Raw genomic sequence first — 16,238 nt, forward strand, 5'->3', positions numbered from 1 at the left:
CCGCAGCCCAGACCGCTGCCGTCCCCCAACGGGGCCTGGACGTGGGCGATCTGGGGGTCGGCAACACCATGACCGGCCGCAGCACGGGAACCGGCGAGTACAGCGACTTCGTCACGACGTTCCGCGACCGCTATGAGCGGCTCTCGAAGGTCCTCCGCGGCCGCGTCAACCACCGACCGGCCGAAGCGATCGCGAACATGCCCGGCGGTAGCGACGCCGCGATGATCGGCCTCGTCAACGACGTGCGCTCCACGAAGTCGGGCCACTGGCTGGTCGAACTGGAGGACACCACCGGGACGTTCCCCGCCCTCGTGATGAAGGACAAGGGGCTCGCGGACGTCGTCGACGAAATCCTGTTAGACGAGTGCGTCGCGGTCGAGGGGACGCTCGCCGACGACGCCGGGATCCTCTTCGCGGACTCGCTCCACTTCCCGGACGTCCCCCGGACGCACAACCCTGGCGGCGCCGACCGTCACGTCCAGGCCGCGCTGATCTCCGATGTCCACGTCGGCAGCGACGAATTCATGGCCGACGCGTGGCACAGCTTCGCGGACTGGCTCCACACGCCCGAGGCCGACCCCGTCGAGTACATCCTGCTCGCGGGCGACATGGTCGAGGGCGTCGGCGTCTACCCGGACCAGGACGAGGAGCTGGATATCGTCGACATCTACGAGCAGTACGAGGCCTTCGCGGAACACCTCAAGGAGGTACCGGCGGACACCGAGATCGTGATGATCCCGGGCAACCACGACGCGGTCCGGCTCGCGGAGCCGCAGCCCGGGTTCAACGACGAGATCCGCGCGATCATGGACGTCCACGACGCGCGGATCGTCTCGAACCCGGCGACGGTCTCCGTCGAAGGCGTCGAGGTGCTGATGTACCACGGCGTCTCGCTCGACGAGGTGATCGCGGAGCTCCCGGAAGAGAAGGCGAGCTACGACGAACCGCACAAGGCGATGTACCAGCTGCTGAAGAAGCGTCACGTCGCGCCGCAGTTCGGCGGGCACACCCGCGTCGCGCCGGAGGAGCGCGACTACCTCGTCATCGAGGACGTGCCCGACGTGTTCCACACCGGCCACGTCCACAAGCTCGGTTGGGGAAAGTATCACAACGTCCTCGCGGTCAACTCCGGCTGCTGGCAGGCCCAGACCGACTTCCAGAAGTCAGTCAACATCCACCCCGACGCCGGCTACGCGCCGATCCTCGACCTCGACACGCTCGACATGACGGTCCGGAAGTTCTCGTAAATCGGCCCGGAACGAACGAGCCCCTCCCGACCGCTATCGACCGATCTTTACCCGCCCGCTCGTCGCGTCGTTGAGCCGCTCGCGGAGCGCGTCGACCTGCGCGACGGGCACTCGGAGGTCGAACCGAACCCGCTCGCCGTAGTCGGCGTCGAACTCGACGCCGGACGACTCGATCACCCCCCGGACCGTCCCCGAGTCGTCGTACTCGGTCTCGACGACCAGACTTCGGTGCGGGCGCTCCTCGGTCACTCCCGCCGCGTCGACACCCTCCTTCACGGCGCGCGAGTAAGCGCGCGCGAGCCCCCCGACTCCGAGGTTCGTCCCGCCGTAGTAGCGCGTCACCACCGCGGCGACGTTCCGGATCTCGCGCTGCTGGAGGACGTTCAGGGCCGGTTTCCCGGCGGAGCCGGTCGGCTCCCCGTCGTCTGACGAGTACTCCCTGAGCATCGGTTCCGACCCCCGAGCGCGCTCGGACGGCTCGCCCGCGGGAACCCGGTACGCGGGCACGTTGTGGGTCGCGTCGGCGTACTCGTCTCGGACTGCCTCGACGAACGACTCCGCCGCTTCGACCGTGTCGACCGGCGCGACGTGGCCGAGGAACTCCGACCCCTGGACCTCGAACCGCGCCGTCGCGCGCTCGGCGACGGTCCGGTACGCGTCGGTCACGGCGTCCCCCCGTCGGCCTCCGGCTCTCCTTCGGCTCCGTCCGCCTCGCGACGCTCGACGACCACGCTCGTCGGCGGCGCGAGCCGGAACAGCGCGAGGTAGGCGGCGAATCCGACGACTTCGACGATCACCGCGACGACCGCGAGCGGCTCCGCCGCCAGCGCCGCGGCCGCGCCCGTCCCGTGCCACGCGAGGAACCCGCCGAGGAACGTTCCGAGCGTTCCCGCGCCGAGCGCGTACAGTCGGCGGTACTCGCCGGCCCGCAGCGTCGCGACCGCGACGGCCACCGCGAGCGCGCTCCCGGCGACGAACAGGTACGGGCGGGCGTCCGGGGGCGAGCCGAGCCGCGGCCACGCCCATAGGAGGTGGACCGCCGCGGCGACGACCGCGGCCTGGACGGCGACCCACCGGAGGAGGCGTTTTCTCGGGGTGTCGCGGCCGGCGGCCCCCTCATCTCGACTCGGGTCCGCCCCGCCTAGCGCGGTGTCAGCGCTCATCGAGTCCTCACTCCCACGGGTGGTTCCCGCGCGCGTCCGGCCACAGCGGGTACCAGTACGACTCGTCGTCTTCTAAGCCGAGCTCGCCGTCGAGGACCGACTGGAGCTTGAACTCGACCTGCTGGCTCCGGTCGTTCGTCCCCCGCGGCGCGAACGGGTAGTACGCGCCGCGCCGGAACGAGTAGATCCAGTAGGCCGGGCCGTCGTCGTTCTCGAAGCCGAACACGGCCGCGAGCAGCCGCGACCCGAACCCCTCCTCGATGAACTGGTCGGCCGCGAAGTGGACGCTCGTGACGAGGTCCTCGGGGTCGTCGTCCTCGAGGACGAACCACTGGTACCCGTGGTCGTCCTCGTACCGGTGGAAGCCGGTGCCGGTGTCGATCTCGCCGGCCTCTAGGATCGACTCGACGCTCTCGACCGCGTCGTCGAAGCGAGTGCTGTCCATGCCGGAGAAACACAGGGCGGCCTCGCCGCAGTGGTCGTACCCGAGGTCCGCCTGCATCGTCAGATACGCGGTCGACATCCCGAAGAGGTCCTCGGGGTCCGCCTCGCGGGTCGCGTCGGTCTCGGCGCTGGTCCCGAGCACGGCCCGGATCGTGTCGAAGATACCCATCTGCTCCCCGCTACGTGCGGCGGGGTTTAGGGCGTTTCTCTCGGGTCCGCCGTCGCTGGCCCCTCGATTACTCCTCGCCGACGCCTTCGACTACTCCTCGCCGACGTCCGCCGCCGGAATCTCGTCGACGTGGTCAAGATACGTCAACACTCCTCTAACGTTCAGCCCCGTGTTCGCCCGCGCTCGCTCGCGAGTCCAGTAGTCGACGTTGCGACTCGCCGCCTCGAAGTGTTCGACCACCGCGTTGTCGTCGTCGAGCTCCGCGCGCTTCTGCCGGACCGCCTCCACCCACTCGACGTACGCCCGCTTCGCCTCACCGATCAGCGTCGACTCGTAGCTCCGGGGTCCGAAGTGTCCGAAGCAGAGCGTGTCGGGGCCGAGCCGCTCGATCAGCCGGAGGTCCTCGAGGCACTGCTCTAGGTCGAACTGCGGCGGCGGGGTCGTCGGCACCACGTCGTCGACCTCTGGGACGTAGATCCCGGCGGCGTCGGCGGTGAAGACCACGTCCGCCTCCGGCTCGTGGTAGACCGCGTGGTGGGGGGCGTGCCCGGGCGCATCGTGGACGATCAGCTCGCGGTCGCCCAGATCGATCCGGTCTCCGCCGGCGACGCCCGCGATCCGGTCTTCCGGGACGGGCTCCGGCTCCGCGTAGTACGTCCACTGCCCCTCGACCGCCGACTTGGTTCCCGCGACGAGCGCCTCGGGGTCGACGAGGTGTCTGACTCCCTCCTCGGGCACTCGGACCTCCGCGTTCGGGTAGCGCTCGGCGAGGTATCCCGCCCCGCCGGCGTGGTCGAGGTGGGCGTGGGTCGGGAGGATCCACGCGAGCTCGTCGCGGTCGATGCCGATCGCCTCGATGCTCTCGAAGAGGGCCTCTCGGTTCGCCCCCGTCCCGGTGTCTATCACGATCGGTCGCTCGGCGTCGTACACGTAGACGGCGCCGTACTCGTCGGTAGCGAACATCCCGGTGTCGTGGACGTACAGGTCCTCGACGCCCCGGACCGGTTCGAACTCGCCTGCGCGCATACCGGACGAGGGACCCGGGGGCACTTCTAGCGATCGGTCCGCAGGCCGACCGCGACGCTCAGCGCCGGGTCTCACGGGTCGGCGGCGATCGCGCGGGACGGGGCTTATGGTCGCGCCGCCCGAGGGGACGGTATGCGAGTGCTCGTCACCGGTGCGACCGGGTTCGTCGGGAGCCGCCTCGTCCCGACGCTCCTCTCGCGCGGCCACGACGTGGTCGCGCTCGTCCGCGACGCCGACGGCTACGCGGCGCCCGAGAGGGTCTCCGTGGTCGAGGGGGACCTCTTGGAACCGGACACGCTCCCCCCGGCGTTCGAGATCGACGGCGAGACGGTCGACGCCGCGTACTACCTCGTCCACTCGATGGACGGCGGCCCGGGATACGAGGAGCGGGACCGTAACTGCGCGACCAACTTCGCGGCGGCGGCCTCGGCCGCGGGGATCGAACGGATCGTCTACCTCGGCGGGCTCGGTGAGGACCGCGAGGACCTCTCCGAACACCTCCGATCCCGACGCGAGGTCGAGCGGATCCTCGCGGAAGGCGACCCGGCGCTCACGGCCCTCCGGGCCGCGATCATCATCGGCGCCGGCAGCGCCAGCTTCGAGGTGATCGCGGGGCTCGCGCGGCGGCTTCCGGTGATGGTCACCCCGAAGTGGGTAGACACGCTGTGCCAGCCGATCGCGGTCGCCGACGTGGTCGCGTACCTCGCCGGCGTCCTCGCCGCGCCCGAGACCGCCGGCGAAACGCTCGAGATCGGCGGGCCGGAGGTGTTGACCTACGCGGAGATCCTCCGCCGGACCAGGCGACAGCTCGGCGGCGGGCTTCGCATCGTGCGGGTCCCGGTGTTGAGCCCGGGCCTGTCCGCCCGTTGGCTCCGGCTCGTCACCGACGTGAACCCGTACCTCGCGCGGTCGCTCGTCGAGGGGCTCCGGAACACCGTGATCGTCGAAGACGACCGGATCCGGGACCTCGTCCCGATCGAACGCACGTCGTTCGAACTCGCGGTCGCCCGGGCGCTGACCGACTCGCCGAACGCGCAGCGCCCGTGGCTGACGACGCTCCGGGGGATCCGCCCGTGAGCCGCGAGTACGGAGAGACGTGGGTGTACGAGAGCCTCGTCGGCGGCATCCCCGGGCTCGGGATCTCCCGGACGCTGGCGGTCGCGCTCCAGTTCGTGATCTTCGAGGTGGGCGTGGTGGCGCTCGGGTGGTACTACGGGGTCTGGAACGCCGTGGCCGCCGGGACGGTCGCCGTCGTCGTCGCCGCGGTCGGCAGCGTCGAGATGCACCGCTTGGGCGCGAAGAACCGCCTGCTCGGAACCCCTCCGGAACACAAGCGGCTGCTGTTCGGGTCGAGCATCGAGATCGTGTTGGGCGTGCTGGCGTTCATCGCGCTGGTGACGTACCTGTTCGCGTGGGACGGGACCCTCATCAACCGCCTGTTCGGCGCGGACCCGCCGATTCCCGTCGTCTACCTCACGCTGCTCGTCCTTTGGGACCTGACGTACCGCATCGGGACCTCGTGGTGGAGCGCGGTCGTCGCCCTGTGGCGCGCCGTCCACGTCGACCTCCCGTCCGAGGAGCGGGCGACCGTCCGCCGGCTCGACGCCGAGAACATCGGCTTCTCGCTCGTTCAGCTCGCGCTCGTCCCGTTCTTACTCTCCGAGCCCGTGCTGCTCGGCGCGGTGGTGGGGCACGTCATCGCGGTCGCGCTCGTCTGCGGCGCGGCGATCCTGCTCACGTGAGACGCGGTCGCTATCGGCAGCGAGTCCGGTACAATAGCACGGCCGGTATCGAGAGCGCGACCGCTATCGGCGTTCGAGAACGGAATTAAAAGGCGCGGCGTCGCCGCGGCCGCGTCACTTCCCCTGAAGCTCTTCGAACTTGTCGAGGAGTGCCTCCGTGGAGTCGCCCGAGTCGTAGGTCAGGGAACCGGAGTACTCGGGCCGCTCCGCGTCGAAGTCGGCGTCGACTTCGCTGGTCTTCTTCTCGCGACGCTCGTGTTCGGCCTCGTCATAGGCACCCATTGACATGGTACGACTACACTTGGCCGTTTCCTGTAATATACCTGTCGGTAAACGTATCATAGATGATGAAGGTTCGGCCACGTCCACCGGAATCGATTAACCCCGCGACGTGATACCAAACGCCCGTGGCCCAACCCCTCCGATTCAGGCGCTCGCCCGGCCGGTGGACCGCGGACCGGGTCCGGTCGCAGCTCGGCCGTCCCCTCGACGAGAACCTCGGGTCGACCGCCGGGGACCCGTGGTTCGCGCCGCCGCCCGACTACGAGGCGCGGCGGTTCGACATGGACGACGACTCCTTCGCGCTGTTCTGCTGGACCGACGACGACGCCGACCCGCCGGCCGGCGCCGAGGGCGGTCCCGTCGGGTACTGGCTGGGCAACACGGAGACGCCGAGCGAGCTCTGGCGGGCGGACAAGTACGGGTTCGACGAGGCGCCGTATCCCGTTTCTCGGTGGGCACAGCGGGAGCTGCTCGCCGGCCTCCACGACGACGAGCCGTGGCTGGCGGAGTACCCCCACGTCTCGTGGTTCTTTCTCCCCGTGTTCTGCTCGAAGGACGGCGCGGAGACGAGCCGGGCGTTCTTCCGCGACCACGCGGCCGGGTTCGCGGACGCGACCCGCGACGCCGGGACCGGGTTCGTCGAGGAGACCCTCCAGCCTGGGGTGCTCGACGACTACCGCGAGACGATGGCCGGGAAGCTCGGTACCTCCGCCTCGCGGGACCTCGTCCGGATGAGCGCGGCCATCGCCGAGTTCACCGCGGCCCGGATCCTCGCGGACGCGGGGTACGAGGTCACCCCGGAGATCGAGGTGACGACGGGACACTCGCTCGACTTCCGCGCGACGGAGCCCGACACCGGGACCGGTCACCTCGTCGAGGTCACGCGCCCGCAGCCGACCGCGGGGCGGTCCGCGAACGATCCGGTCGCCGCCGTCCGCGACACCGCCGAGACGAAGACCAGCGGACAGCTCGCGGCCCACGCCGGCGGCGTCACGCTGTTCGTCGACTGCTCGTCGTTTCCCGCCGACGAGTGGGCCGCCGTGCGCGAGGCCGAACCCGCGGTCCGTCACAAGCCCGCGGTCGTCTACCGCGCCGAGCCGGACGGGTCGATCGAGGGCTATCGGAAGGGGTCGGTCCCGCTCGACCTCTCCGGGGTCGTCGACGGCGTCTCGTAGCCTCGCGGGGTTCCGCCGAGCCGAGCTCTCTCCCTCGCAGCGGATCGGCGACGCTCCGCGATCGAGTTCCAAAAAAACGTGCGTGGATCCCGCGCGGTTCGCCGCCTCAGAACGAGACGGGCGAGGGCCCGTCCTCCGCGTCGGTGGTCGGGTCGCGGTCCGAGTAGAACCGGCGACCGACGCCGCGGTGACAGACGCCGGCCCGGAGCGTGGTGAACACGTCCTCCGCGTCTTCGAACGTCTGATCGCCGAACCGCTCCAAGACGTCGCCGAGCCGCTCGGACCCGTTCGCGAGCTCTACGGTCGCGTTTCCGTGAGCCGCGATGATCTCCTCAGAGGTGGTCGGGTACTGGTGCCGTTCGAGTCGGTCGTCGACGCCGTTCAAGCGCATCAACAGTAGGGAGCCGCCAGCAGTTCTTAATGATTGTCCATGTACGACCTTAGTCGGAGGGGATACCTTATATTGCCTTATATCGGGCCTGCTCCGGTTCGACGGCCCGGTCCGATCGGTCCCCTCGAACCGCCGTCGCTTAGTGGCGCGCCCGACTACTCGCCGGTATGCCCGCCGCCTCTGACGACCGCGTCGTCGCCGACCTCCACGCCCACACGATCCTCTCGGACGGCACGATGACGCTCGACGAAGTCCCCGCGGCCGCCCGCGAGGCCGGCGTCGACTGGGTCGCCGTCACCGACCACGACAGCGTTCACCCCGAGATACACGCGCCGGTCGTCGAGCGCGACGGCGTCCGGATCGTCCGCGGGATCGAACTCCGCGTCGACGCCGGGTTCGGGCGGCTCGACCTTCTCGGCTACGGCGTCGAACACACCGACGCGCTCGACGCGGAGATCGACCGTCTCCAGCGCGACCGCCGAGAGCGCGGCGCCGCCATCCTCGACGCGGTCGAGGAGCGACTGGGCGTCGACCTCGACATCGAGCCCCGCGCCGGGCTGGGGCGACCGCACATCGCGCGGGCGATCGACGAGTCGGAGGCCCCCTACGACTACGCCGGGGCGTTCGACGAGCTGATCGGGAACGACGGTCCGTGTTACGTCGCGCGCGACGTGACGCCGCTCGACGAGGGGCTCGACCTCCTCGACGACGCCTGCGCGCTCGTCGGCCTCGCTCACCCGTTCCGGTACGAGCGCGTCGACGAGGCGCTCGACGTCGCCCGCGAGTCGGCCGCGATCGACGCGGTCGAGCGTTTCTACCCCTACGGTCGCGCCGTCGACGACTCGCGGATCGACCGCCTCGCCGCCGAGGCCGACCTGCTCAGAACGGGCGGGACGGACGCGCACGAGCGGACGCTCGGCGTCGCGGGCTTGACGGCGTCGGCGTTCGAGCCCGTCCGCGATCGGCTCCCCGAGGCGGTCCCGACAGACGGGTCCGCGACGGGCGACTCCGCCGCCGCGGCGACGCCCGACGAACAGGATTAAGCCCGCGCCGGACCGAGGGCCGGGTATGCGGTGTCACTACTGCGACCGGGAGGCCACGTACGAGGCGGAGCAGGGCGGCGTGGTCGTCGGCCTCTGCGAGTCCCACTTCAAACAGCGCGTCGAGGAGTTCGCCGAGTCGGACGAGCTCGCGGAGCTCCGCGACCGGATCGACGTCGAGTCCTCCGAGTAATCGGCCGGAGACGAACGCTAAAAGTCGGCGGGACCCGAACAACCGGTATGGACCTCACGGACCGGCCCCGCCGCCTCCGGACCGACGGCGTTCGCCCGCTCGTCGCCGAGACCGACCTCTCCGCGTCGGACCTCGTCGCCCCCGTCTTCGTCGACGCCACGACCGACGAGCGCGTCCCGATCGAGACGATGCCCGGCCACGAGCGCGTGCCGGTCGACGAGGCGGTCGACCGGGTCGCCGAGGTCAGCGACACCGGCGTCGAGGCCGTCATCCTCTTCGGCGTCCCCGAGTCGAAGGACGCGTCCGGGAGCCGGGCGTACGCGGACGACGGCGTCGTCCAGCGCGCGATCCGCCGGATTTCCGCCGAGACCGATGTCACCGTCATCGGCGACGTCTGCCTCTGTGAATACACCGAGCACGGACACTGCGGCGTGATCGAGGAGAGCGCCGAGTCGGATCCGACGCTCACCGTCAAGAACGACGAGACGCTGGACCTGCTGGCGCGCACCGCAGTCTCGCAGGCCGACGCGGGCGCCGACGTGGTCGCTCCCTCCGCGATGACCGACGGGCAGGTAAAAGCGATCCGCGAGGCGCTCGACGCGGCGGGTCACGAGGAGGTGGCCATCCTGAGCTACGCGGCGAAGTACGAGTCCGCCTTCTACGGCCCCTTCCGCGACGCGGCCGACGGCGCCCCCGCGTTCGGTGACCGACGCCACTACCAGATGGACCCCGCGAACCGCCGCGAGGCGCTCCGAGAGGCCCGCCTCGACGCCGAGCAGGGCGCCGACGTGCTGATGGTGAAACCCGGCCTGCCCTACCTCGACATCGTCGGCGACCTCCGGCGAGAGTTCGACCGTCCCATCGCGGCGTACAACGTCTCCGGCGAGTACGCGATGCTCCACGCCGCCGCGGAGAAGGGGTGGCTCGACCTGGAGGCGACCGCGCTGGAGTCGCTCACGGCGCTCAAGCGCGCGGGCGCGGACCTCATCATCACGTACTTCGCCGAGGACGTAGCCGATCAGTTATAAATAGACTCGGGCAGGAGTCGACGCGTTTCCCGACTATCCACCTCGGCGCGCGCCTCCGAGCGGTCGCCACCGGCGGCCGCGAGGAGCGCGTGCGATGGAGTCGCGAAAGGAGGCCGACGAGGCCGGGGAGGCGTGAGGCCGCGGGGCGGGGCTTCGGCGGTGTTCGCTCAGATCGAGACACCGGCTGTTGTTTATACCCAACCGATCGAGCGACCGGAACTGCTCACACCACCTGCTCGCCGTCGTCGTCGTACACCTCGATGGCGTCGACCGGGCACGAGCGCGCCGCGAACTTCGCGTCGAGCTCCTCGCCGTCGGGCACCTCGACGACGAACAGGTCCTCGTCCTCCTCGGTACTCCCCGCTAAGTCGGCCTTTCCGTCGTTCAGGTCCTTCTCGAAGGCGTCCCACTCGGCGACGCACTGGTACATCCCGACGCAGGTGTCGCGATCGAACTCGACGTACATGCTCACCTGTTCGGCGAGCCGATACAAAGCGGTGACGACGAGACGTGTAGGGCTCCGGTTGGTTCTGATTCGATGACTGACTCAGATTCGACGGTCAATCCTCGGTAACTACCTCCGAAGCCCCGGCCTCGTCGCTCGCTTCGCTCCCGACTCCAGCGAGAACCGAAGATGCTCCGGCAGCCGGCGCGCAGCGCCGGCGACCTCGCGCGCGTGCGGCTCACAGCCTGACGGCTGTTCGTCGGCACGCGTCACCGCAACCCATCTCCGACACCGACCTCCTCCCTCGGTTTCCAACGGCCGACCGCCCTTCTTAAGCGTCGCAGGCACCGATCGCCGCGTATGACCACGGTCTGGCTCGTTGACCGGCAGTTCGACTCGAAGGGGCTCGTGCGGCTCACCTACGCCACTGAGGACGGCAAGCGGATACACACGAAGGAGCTGGCCGAACAGCGGCTCGTCACCGGTGGCGGGATCACCGCCGGCCGCGAGGTCGACGAGACCGCGTTGGGGGAGACGCCCGCGGACGAGGTCGAGCGGTTCGCGACGGAGGCGTCGAAGATGGCGGCCGACCACGACCTCGACGACACGGTCTGAAGCGCTCGGCGTGCGCCGATGTCCCGCACAACCGAGCCCGTTAAGGGGGAACCGGCGGAATGTGTGACCGAAATGCCTAGTGGTGAGTACGACCCCGACGCCGTCGAGCCGCGCTGGCAGCGGCGATGGGTCGACGAGGAGACGTACGCCTATTCCGACGACGACCCGGTCGACCCGAACACCGTCTTCTCTATCGACACGCCCCCGCCGACGGTATCGGGCAGCCTCCACATGGGCCACCTGTACGGGTTCACCCTCCAGGACTTCGTCGCGCGCTTCGAGCGGATGAACGGTGGGGAGACGTTCTTCCCGTTCGGTTACGACGACAACGGCATCGCCTCCGAGCGGCTCACGGAGGACGAGCTCGACATCCGGCATCAGGACTTCGAGCGGCGCGAGTTCCAAGCGAAGTGCCGGGAGGTCTGCGCCGACTACGAGGAGCAGTTCACCGAGAACGTCCAATCGCTCGGCGTGTCGGTCGACTGGAACCACACGTACCAGACGATCGAACCCCGCGTCCAGCGCGTCTCGCAGCTGTCGTTCGTCGACCTGTACGAGCAGGGCCGGGAGTACCGCGAGAAGGCCCCCGCGATCTGGTGTCCCGAGTGCGAGACGGCCATCTCGCAGGTCGAGACCGAAGACGACGAGCAGGCCAGCCACTTCAACGACATCGCCTTCACCGTCGCCGGACGCGACGGGAACGACGAGGTCGCCGACGAGTTCGTTATCTCGACGACGCGCCCCGAACTCCTCCCCGCGTGCGTCGCCGTCTTCGTCCACCCGGACGACGACGAGAACCAGGACCTCGTCGGCGAGTCCGCGGAGGTCCCGCTGTTCGGCCACGAGGTGCCGATCATCGCCGACGAGCGCGTCGACATGGAGACCGGCTCCGGCATCGTGATGTGCTGTACGTTCGGCGACCAGAACGACATCGAGTGGTACCAGGTCCACGACCTCGACCTCCGGGTCGCCATCGACGAGTCCGGCCACATGACCGACCTCGCCGGGGAGTACGAAGGGCTCCACGCCGACGAGGCGGGCGAAGCGATCGTCGAAGACCTCGGCGAGGCGGGCGCGCTGCTCGACCGCCGCGACATCACCCACACGGTCAACGTCCACGAGCGCTGCGGGACGAGCGTCGAGTTCCTCGTCACCGAGCAGTGGTACATCGAGATGCTCGACAAGACGGACGAGTACCTCGAGATCGGTCGCGAGATGGACTGGTCGCCCGAGAAGATGTTCACCCGGTACGAACACTGGGTCGAGGGGCTCCAATGGGACTGGCTCATCTCCCGTCAGCGGTCATCCGGCATCCCGTTCCCGGTGTGGTACTGCGAGGGTTGCGGCGAGGAGGTCATCGCCGAGAAGGCCGACCTCCCGGTCGACCCCCTGTCGGACGACCCGCCCGTCGACGCGTGCCCCGAGTGCGGGCACGACGCCTTCCAGCCGGAGGACGACGTGCTCGACACGTGGGCCACCTCCAGCCTCACGCCCCTCGTCAACGCCGGCTGGGACTGGGACGACGAGGCCGAGGAGTTCACGATGGAGCGCCCGGAGCTGTACCGGTTCGACCTCCGACCGCAGGGCCACGACATCATCAGCTTCTGGCTGTTCCACACCCTCGTCAAGTGCTACGAGCACACCGGTGAGGTCCCGTTCGAGGAGACGATGATCAACGGCCACGTCCTCGACGAGAACCGCGAGAAGATGTCGAAGTCCGTCGGCAACGTCGTCGAGCCCGAGGCGGTCCTCGAGGAGTTCCCCGTGGACGCCACGCGCTACTGGGCGGCCGGCACCGCCGTCGGCGACGACTTCCCGTTCAAGGAGAAGGACCTCCGCGCGGGCGAGAAGCTGATCCGGAAGCTGTGGAACGCCTCGAAGCTCGTCGAGTCGCTCGCGCCGGAGCCGTTCCCGGCCGAGCCCGAGGGAGGCCTCCGCGAGCTCGACCGCTGGCTCCTCGCCGAGCTCGACGCCGAGGTCGAGCGGCTCACCGAGCTCCTCGACGACCGTGCGTTCTCGAAGGCCCGCGACGAGCTTCGGAGCTTCTTCTGGAACACGTTCTGTGACGATTACCTCGAGATCGCGAAACAGCGCGAGGACGACGCGGCGGCATACACCCTCCGCACCGCGCACCGACGGTTCCTGAAGCTGTTCGCCCCGCTCCTTGCGCACGTTACCGAGGAGCTGTGGCACGACATGTACGCCGACGCGGTCCACGGGGCCACACCCGAAGGGGTCTCGCTCGCCGACGGTGCGAGCGACTCGATCCACCTCGCCGACTGGCCCGAGCCACTCGGAATCGAGGCCGACCGCGACGCCGGGACCGCCGCCACCGCCGTCGTCGGCGCGCTCCGGAAGTACAAAAGCGAGAATCAGCTCCCTCTCACCGCCGCGCTCGACGCGGTGGAGGTGTACGCCGACGTGCGGGGCTTCGAGGACGACATTACCGGCGTGATGCACGTCGACGACCTCGCGGTCCACCCCGACGGCGACGCGCCCGTCGAGACGGTGATCACGGGCATCGACCTCGACTACGCCACCGTCGGCCCGAAGTACGGTAATCAGGTCGGGGACATCGAGGCCGCTCTCGCGCAGGGGGAGTACAAGATCGACGGCGACGAACTTCACGTCGCGAGCGTCACGCTGGTCGACGACGAGTTCGCGGTCGAAGAAGAGCGGCAGTACCAGGGCGAGGGCGAGCTGCTCCAGGCCGACGATGTCGTCGTCATCGTGCGTAACGCGGCGTAGCCCGCCCCCTCCTTTCGCCTCTCGACCCGCTCACAGGTCCGCGCCGACTGCGTCCTCGATCGAGTCGAACTCGTCGCGTTCGAGCAGTTCGAGCAGTCCCTCGTTGATGTCACGCGCGAGGCTCGGCCCCTCGTAGACGAGCCCCGTGTATAGCTGGACGAGCGAGGCGCCGGCCCGTATCTTCTCGTAGGCCCCCGCGGCGTCTGAGATCCCTCCGACACCGATCACCGGCACGTCCGTGCGCTCGGCGACGAACCGCACCCGATCCGTCGCGAGCGATTCGATCGGCTTCCCCGAGAGGCCGCCGCGTTCCGCTCGGTTGTGACTCCGCACCGAGTCCGGCCGCGATATCGTCGTGTTGGTCGCGATGACGCCGTCCAGATCGAGGTCGTCGACGACCCCGAGCGCGTCTTCGACCGCTGGCTCCGGAAGATCCGGGGAGAGTTTCACGAGGAGGGGGTCTGCGCCCGCGTCGTCCAGCGTCCCGAGGATCCGCTCCAGCGCGTCGCGGTTCTGGAGCTCGCGGAGTCCCGGCGTGTTGGGACTGGAGACGTTGACGACGAAGTAGTCGCCCGCGTCCGCGACGCGCTCGTACGTGTACAGGTAATCGTCCGGGGCGTCCTCGAGCGGTGTCGACTTCGACTTCCCGATGTTGATCCCGACCGGCACGTCCGGGAGCGGGTCGCGATCGAGCCGCTCGCCGACCACGTCAGCGCCCTCGTTGTTGAACCCCATCCGATTGACGAGCGCCTCGTCCTCGCGCAAGCGAAACAGCCGCGGACGGGGGTTCCCGGGCTGCCGCTCGGCGGTGACGCCGCCGACTTCGACGTGACCGAACCCGAGGGACGACAGCGCTCGCGGCACGTGTGCGTTCTTGTCGAAACCGGCGGCGACACCCACTGGATTCGGGAATTTCGACCCGAACGCGTCGACCGCGAGCCGCTCGTCGCCGACCACGTACCGCTCGGCGAGCGCGGCGGAAACCGGAGTCCCCTGAACGCCGCCGAGGAGTCCGTGGATCAGTCCGTGTGCGGTCTCCGGCGGCAGCCGGAACAGTGCTGGCTTCAACAGGTCATACGCGCCCATCGTGCGTGTCTCGTCACGAGTGACAATCAATCCGCCGACCGCAGTCCGCGTCGCGACCGCTCGGCGGCGTCCTTGCCGACGAAAATCCCGCGGGTCCGCGTCAGAAGTCGTGTTCGAGCTGCTCCGGGTTCGCGTCCGCCTTCTGGATGATTATCTTCCCGTCTCGGACTCGGACGAACACCTCGTCGCCGATTTCCATGCCGGCGACGGCGAGTTCGTCCTCGTGAAGGTTCACGTGGACGTTGTGGTACTCCCCCTCGTCGTCCTTGGCGCCACTGGGGCTGAGCTTCTTTTTGCGGACCATCGCGGGTGTACTTGTCGCACTTCGCCATAGCAGACACATAAGTGTTGTTTACGCGTATTCGTATGCCCGACGAGCCAACCGCGCGGGTGCGTCGTCGGCTCCCTTGGCCGATCGACTCCCCGGCTAGTCGACCGACTGGCAACTCCCCTCCGACTGTTCGTGTGAACACCGTCTCGCGCTCGCCGTCCGCCTGAAATCCTCCGCGGGTCGGTCAACTCGTCTCGTCGGCGTTCCAAACCGCTAGCAGCGGCCGAGACAGTATATAAATGTTGTGCCGCACAGCTTTCATTTCCCCGATATATTTATTACACACTGTGTGCTGGTGTCACATGGAGGCAAAACCATGGTACGTGAAGACGGTAAGCGAAACTTTGCCCTTCGAGAGGAAGACGGATCGGAACCGAGTGAGTTCTCGGGGAACATGCCGCGTCAGGCGGCACTCAAGGCGGCTCGAACGCTCGAGCCGGCGCCTTCGGAGGAGGAGGCGCAACGAACGACGCTCCGTCTCCGTGAAAAGGGGACGCAGAAAGTCCACGAGTACGAGGGCTGGGCGTGGAAGGACAACGCCCCCGAGGTCGACGAGGCGGACGACGACTTCTGGCTCAACGACCTCAACGACATCACTAAGGCTAACGTCTCGAAGCAGGGCATCGAGTACCTCGACGAGGAGTAGCTCCCGGACGCTCCGGTTCCGATCTCTCGTTTTCGGTACTGCTCGACCGGAACAGTCCGGGCTTGATCACTACACCGGCACAGAGAACTCGTCTCGGATAGACGCTGCCGCACATCGATTCGATCCGGTCAGTTATCACTGTTTTACGCCATGAAACCGCATGACGTAGTGGAGTTGGTTCGACGGGGTTAAGTATACCCCGGGCATTCGAAGAAATGCGAAGAACGCAACGCGGACTCGGGCCGTTCAACTCGGCCCGGTTTCGCTGGACCCGTACCGTCTCGATGGGTTTATGACCCGTCGCCCGGTACGTTCAGGTCCGCGAAGGATGAGGATCGCACCCCCTGCGCTCCGGCGTAAGCGGCGATCTGATGTGAGCCGTGGTCGTTCGGTGTCATCCAAGCCGCTGGATGGACCGGACACCACACAGACCAATGCAATGGTGTGTCAACCTTCGTCTCAACCGA

The 16,238-nt window shown here is 68.5% G+C and carries 19 protein-coding genes; 10 read left to right on the forward strand and 9 right to left on the reverse strand.

All coding sequences use genetic code 11. The features are described from left to right. The coding region (locus B9G38_RS09185) for a DNA-directed DNA polymerase II small subunit (RefSeq protein WP_143415399.1) at positions 1-1,247 on the forward strand (1,247 nt) is incomplete at its 5' end. Between the two features lie 33 nt (positions 1,248-1,280). Here B9G38_RS09185 and B9G38_RS09190 read toward each other — a convergent pair. From B9G38_RS09190 to B9G38_RS09205, 4 genes are all read right to left on the reverse strand, one after another. Next, positions 1,281-1,913: a YigZ family protein gene (locus B9G38_RS09190; protein WP_086220196.1), complete on the reverse strand. Its 633-nt coding sequence runs from the start codon at positions 1,911-1,913 to the stop codon at positions 1,281-1,283. Continuing rightward, entirely contained in the window at positions 1,910-2,410 is a 501-nt protein-coding gene (locus B9G38_RS09195) for a hypothetical protein (protein ID WP_086220197.1), read from the reverse strand. The genes B9G38_RS09190 and B9G38_RS09195 overlap by 4 nt, the downstream gene beginning before the upstream one ends. A gap of 7 nt (positions 2,411-2,417) precedes the next feature. Continuing rightward, positions 2,418-3,023 carry a hypothetical protein gene (locus tag B9G38_RS09200; protein WP_049931956.1) on the reverse strand — a complete coding sequence of 202 codons (606 nt, stop codon included), beginning with the start codon at positions 3,021-3,023 and terminating at the stop codon, positions 2,418-2,420. A 90-nt stretch (positions 3,024-3,113) separates the two neighbouring features. Next, the gene (locus tag B9G38_RS09205) at positions 3,114-4,049 is read right to left on the reverse strand and encodes an MBL fold metallo-hydrolase (protein WP_086220198.1); all 936 of its coding nucleotides are present in this window, start codon (positions 4,047-4,049) and stop codon (positions 3,114-3,116) included. A gap of 132 nt (positions 4,050-4,181) precedes the next feature. Here B9G38_RS09205 and B9G38_RS09210 point away from each other — a divergent pair, with 132 nt between their 5' ends. Then, the gene (locus tag B9G38_RS09210; protein WP_086220199.1) at positions 4,182-5,126 is read left to right on the forward strand and encodes an NAD(P)H-binding protein; all 945 of its coding nucleotides are present in this window, start codon (positions 4,182-4,184) and stop codon (positions 5,124-5,126) included. Further along, positions 5,123-5,791: a hypothetical protein gene (locus tag B9G38_RS09215; protein WP_049932142.1), complete on the forward strand. Its 669-nt coding sequence runs from the start codon at positions 5,123-5,125 to the stop codon at positions 5,789-5,791. The genes B9G38_RS09210 and B9G38_RS09215 overlap by 4 nt, the downstream gene beginning before the upstream one ends. Positions 5,792-5,905: 114 nt before the next feature. On the opposite strand, the gene B9G38_RS18050 is transcribed toward B9G38_RS09215, so the two are convergent. Next, positions 5,906-6,073 carry a DUF5786 family protein gene (locus B9G38_RS18050; protein ID WP_004599209.1) on the reverse strand — a complete coding sequence of 56 codons (168 nt, stop codon included), beginning with the start codon at positions 6,071-6,073 and terminating at the stop codon, positions 5,906-5,908. 125 nt (positions 6,074-6,198) lie between these two features. Between B9G38_RS18050 and B9G38_RS09220 the strand changes: the two genes are divergently transcribed. Then, on the forward strand, positions 6,199-7,248 hold the full coding sequence (locus B9G38_RS09220) for a DUF5784 family protein (protein ID WP_086220200.1): 1,050 nt from the start codon (positions 6,199-6,201) through the stop codon (positions 7,246-7,248). Between the two features lie 106 nt (positions 7,249-7,354). Here the strand turns inward: B9G38_RS09220 and B9G38_RS09225 are convergent, their stop codons facing one another. Next, positions 7,355-7,639, reverse strand: a complete 285-nt coding sequence (locus B9G38_RS09225) for a hypothetical protein (protein WP_008585525.1) — start codon at positions 7,637-7,639, stop codon at positions 7,355-7,357. 167 nt (positions 7,640-7,806) lie between these two features. Between B9G38_RS09225 and B9G38_RS09230 the strand changes: the two genes are divergently transcribed. From B9G38_RS09230 to hemB, 3 genes are read left to right on the forward strand one after another with little or no spacing between them, the layout of a single operon-like run. Beyond that, positions 7,807-8,682: a PHP domain-containing protein gene (locus B9G38_RS09230; protein WP_086220201.1), complete on the forward strand. Its 876-nt coding sequence runs from the start codon at positions 7,807-7,809 to the stop codon at positions 8,680-8,682. 25 nt (positions 8,683-8,707) lie between these two features. Continuing rightward, the gene (locus tag B9G38_RS18245; RefSeq protein ID WP_198945671.1) at positions 8,708-8,872 is read left to right on the forward strand and encodes a DUF6757 family protein; all 165 of its coding nucleotides are present in this window, start codon (positions 8,708-8,710) and stop codon (positions 8,870-8,872) included. A gap of 47 nt (positions 8,873-8,919) precedes the next feature. Further along, entirely contained in the window at positions 8,920-9,900 is a 981-nt protein-coding gene (gene hemB / locus B9G38_RS09235; protein WP_049931948.1) for a porphobilinogen synthase, read from the forward strand. Positions 9,901-10,123: 223 nt separating this feature from the next. Here hemB and B9G38_RS09240 read toward each other — a convergent pair whose 3' ends face one another. Further along, positions 10,124-10,366, reverse strand: coding sequence for a ferredoxin (locus B9G38_RS09240; RefSeq protein ID WP_049931946.1), 243 nt, complete (start codon positions 10,364-10,366; stop codon positions 10,124-10,126). Positions 10,367-10,705: 339 nt separating this feature from the next. Between B9G38_RS09240 and B9G38_RS09245 the strand changes: the two genes are divergently transcribed. After that, complete coding sequence (locus B9G38_RS09245; RefSeq protein ID WP_049931944.1) at positions 10,706-10,960, forward strand: hypothetical protein; 255 nt, start codon at positions 10,706-10,708, stop codon at positions 10,958-10,960. A gap of 72 nt (positions 10,961-11,032) precedes the next feature. Continuing rightward, complete coding sequence (locus B9G38_RS09250) at positions 11,033-13,708, forward strand: valine--tRNA ligase (RefSeq protein WP_086220202.1); 2,676 nt, start codon at positions 11,033-11,035, stop codon at positions 13,706-13,708. Positions 13,709-13,738: 30 nt separating this feature from the next. Here the strand turns inward: B9G38_RS09250 and B9G38_RS09255 are convergent, their stop codons facing one another. Then, positions 13,739-14,794 carry a quinone-dependent dihydroorotate dehydrogenase gene (locus B9G38_RS09255; protein WP_086220203.1) on the reverse strand — a complete coding sequence of 352 codons (1,056 nt, stop codon included), beginning with the start codon at positions 14,792-14,794 and terminating at the stop codon, positions 13,739-13,741. Between the two features lie 100 nt (positions 14,795-14,894). Then, the gene (locus B9G38_RS09260; protein WP_049931938.1) at positions 14,895-15,098 is read right to left on the reverse strand and encodes a hypothetical protein; all 204 of its coding nucleotides are present in this window, start codon (positions 15,096-15,098) and stop codon (positions 14,895-14,897) included. A 343-nt stretch (positions 15,099-15,441) separates the two neighbouring features. On the opposite strand from B9G38_RS09260, the gene B9G38_RS09265 reads away from it, so the two are divergent. Then, complete coding sequence (locus B9G38_RS09265; protein WP_049931936.1) at positions 15,442-15,771, forward strand: non-histone chromosomal MC1 family protein; 330 nt, start codon at positions 15,442-15,444, stop codon at positions 15,769-15,771. Positions 15,772-16,238 lie beyond the last annotated feature (467 nt).

Source organism: Halorubrum sp. SD612 (assembly GCF_002135005.1).

Bases quoted from the DNA above. Each gene is read 5' to 3' on its own strand.
- B9G38_RS09195 (WP_086220197.1), bottom strand. From the start codon at position 2,410: ATGAGCGCTGACACCGCGCTAGGCGGGGCGGACCCGAGTCGAGATGAG.
- B9G38_RS09200 (WP_049931956.1), bottom strand. From the start codon at position 3,023: ATGGGTATCTTCGACACGATCCGGGCCGTGCTCGGGACCAGCGCCGAG.
- B9G38_RS09205 (WP_086220198.1), bottom strand. From the start codon at position 4,049: ATGCGCGCAGGCGAGTTCGAACCGGTCCGGGGCGTCGAGGACCTGTAC.
- B9G38_RS09210 (WP_086220199.1), top strand. From the start codon at position 4,182: ATGCGAGTGCTCGTCACCGGTGCGACCGGGTTCGTCGGGAGCCGCCTC.
- B9G38_RS18050 (WP_004599209.1), bottom strand. From the start codon at position 6,073: ATGGGTGCCTATGACGAGGCCGAACACGAGCGTCGCGAGAAGAAGACC.
- B9G38_RS09225 (WP_008585525.1), bottom strand. From the start codon at position 7,639: ATGCGCTTGAACGGCGTCGACGACCGACTCGAACGGCACCAGTACCCG.
- B9G38_RS09230 (WP_086220201.1), top strand. From the start codon at position 7,807: ATGCCCGCCGCCTCTGACGACCGCGTCGTCGCCGACCTCCACGCCCAC.
- B9G38_RS18245 (WP_198945671.1), top strand. From the start codon at position 8,708: ATGCGGTGTCACTACTGCGACCGGGAGGCCACGTACGAGGCGGAGCAG.
- hemB (WP_049931948.1), top strand. From the start codon at position 8,920: ATGGACCTCACGGACCGGCCCCGCCGCCTCCGGACCGACGGCGTTCGC.
- B9G38_RS09240 (WP_049931946.1), bottom strand. From the start codon at position 10,366: ATGTACGTCGAGTTCGATCGCGACACCTGCGTCGGGATGTACCAGTGC.
- B9G38_RS09245 (WP_049931944.1), top strand. From the start codon at position 10,706: ATGACCACGGTCTGGCTCGTTGACCGGCAGTTCGACTCGAAGGGGCTC.
- B9G38_RS09250 (WP_086220202.1), top strand. From the start codon at position 11,033: ATGCCTAGTGGTGAGTACGACCCCGACGCCGTCGAGCCGCGCTGGCAG.
- B9G38_RS09255 (WP_086220203.1), bottom strand. From the start codon at position 14,794: ATGGGCGCGTATGACCTGTTGAAGCCAGCACTGTTCCGGCTGCCGCCG.
- B9G38_RS09260 (WP_049931938.1), bottom strand. From the start codon at position 15,098: ATGGTCCGCAAAAAGAAGCTCAGCCCCAGTGGCGCCAAGGACGACGAG.
- B9G38_RS09265 (WP_049931936.1), top strand. From the start codon at position 15,442: ATGGTACGTGAAGACGGTAAGCGAAACTTTGCCCTTCGAGAGGAAGAC.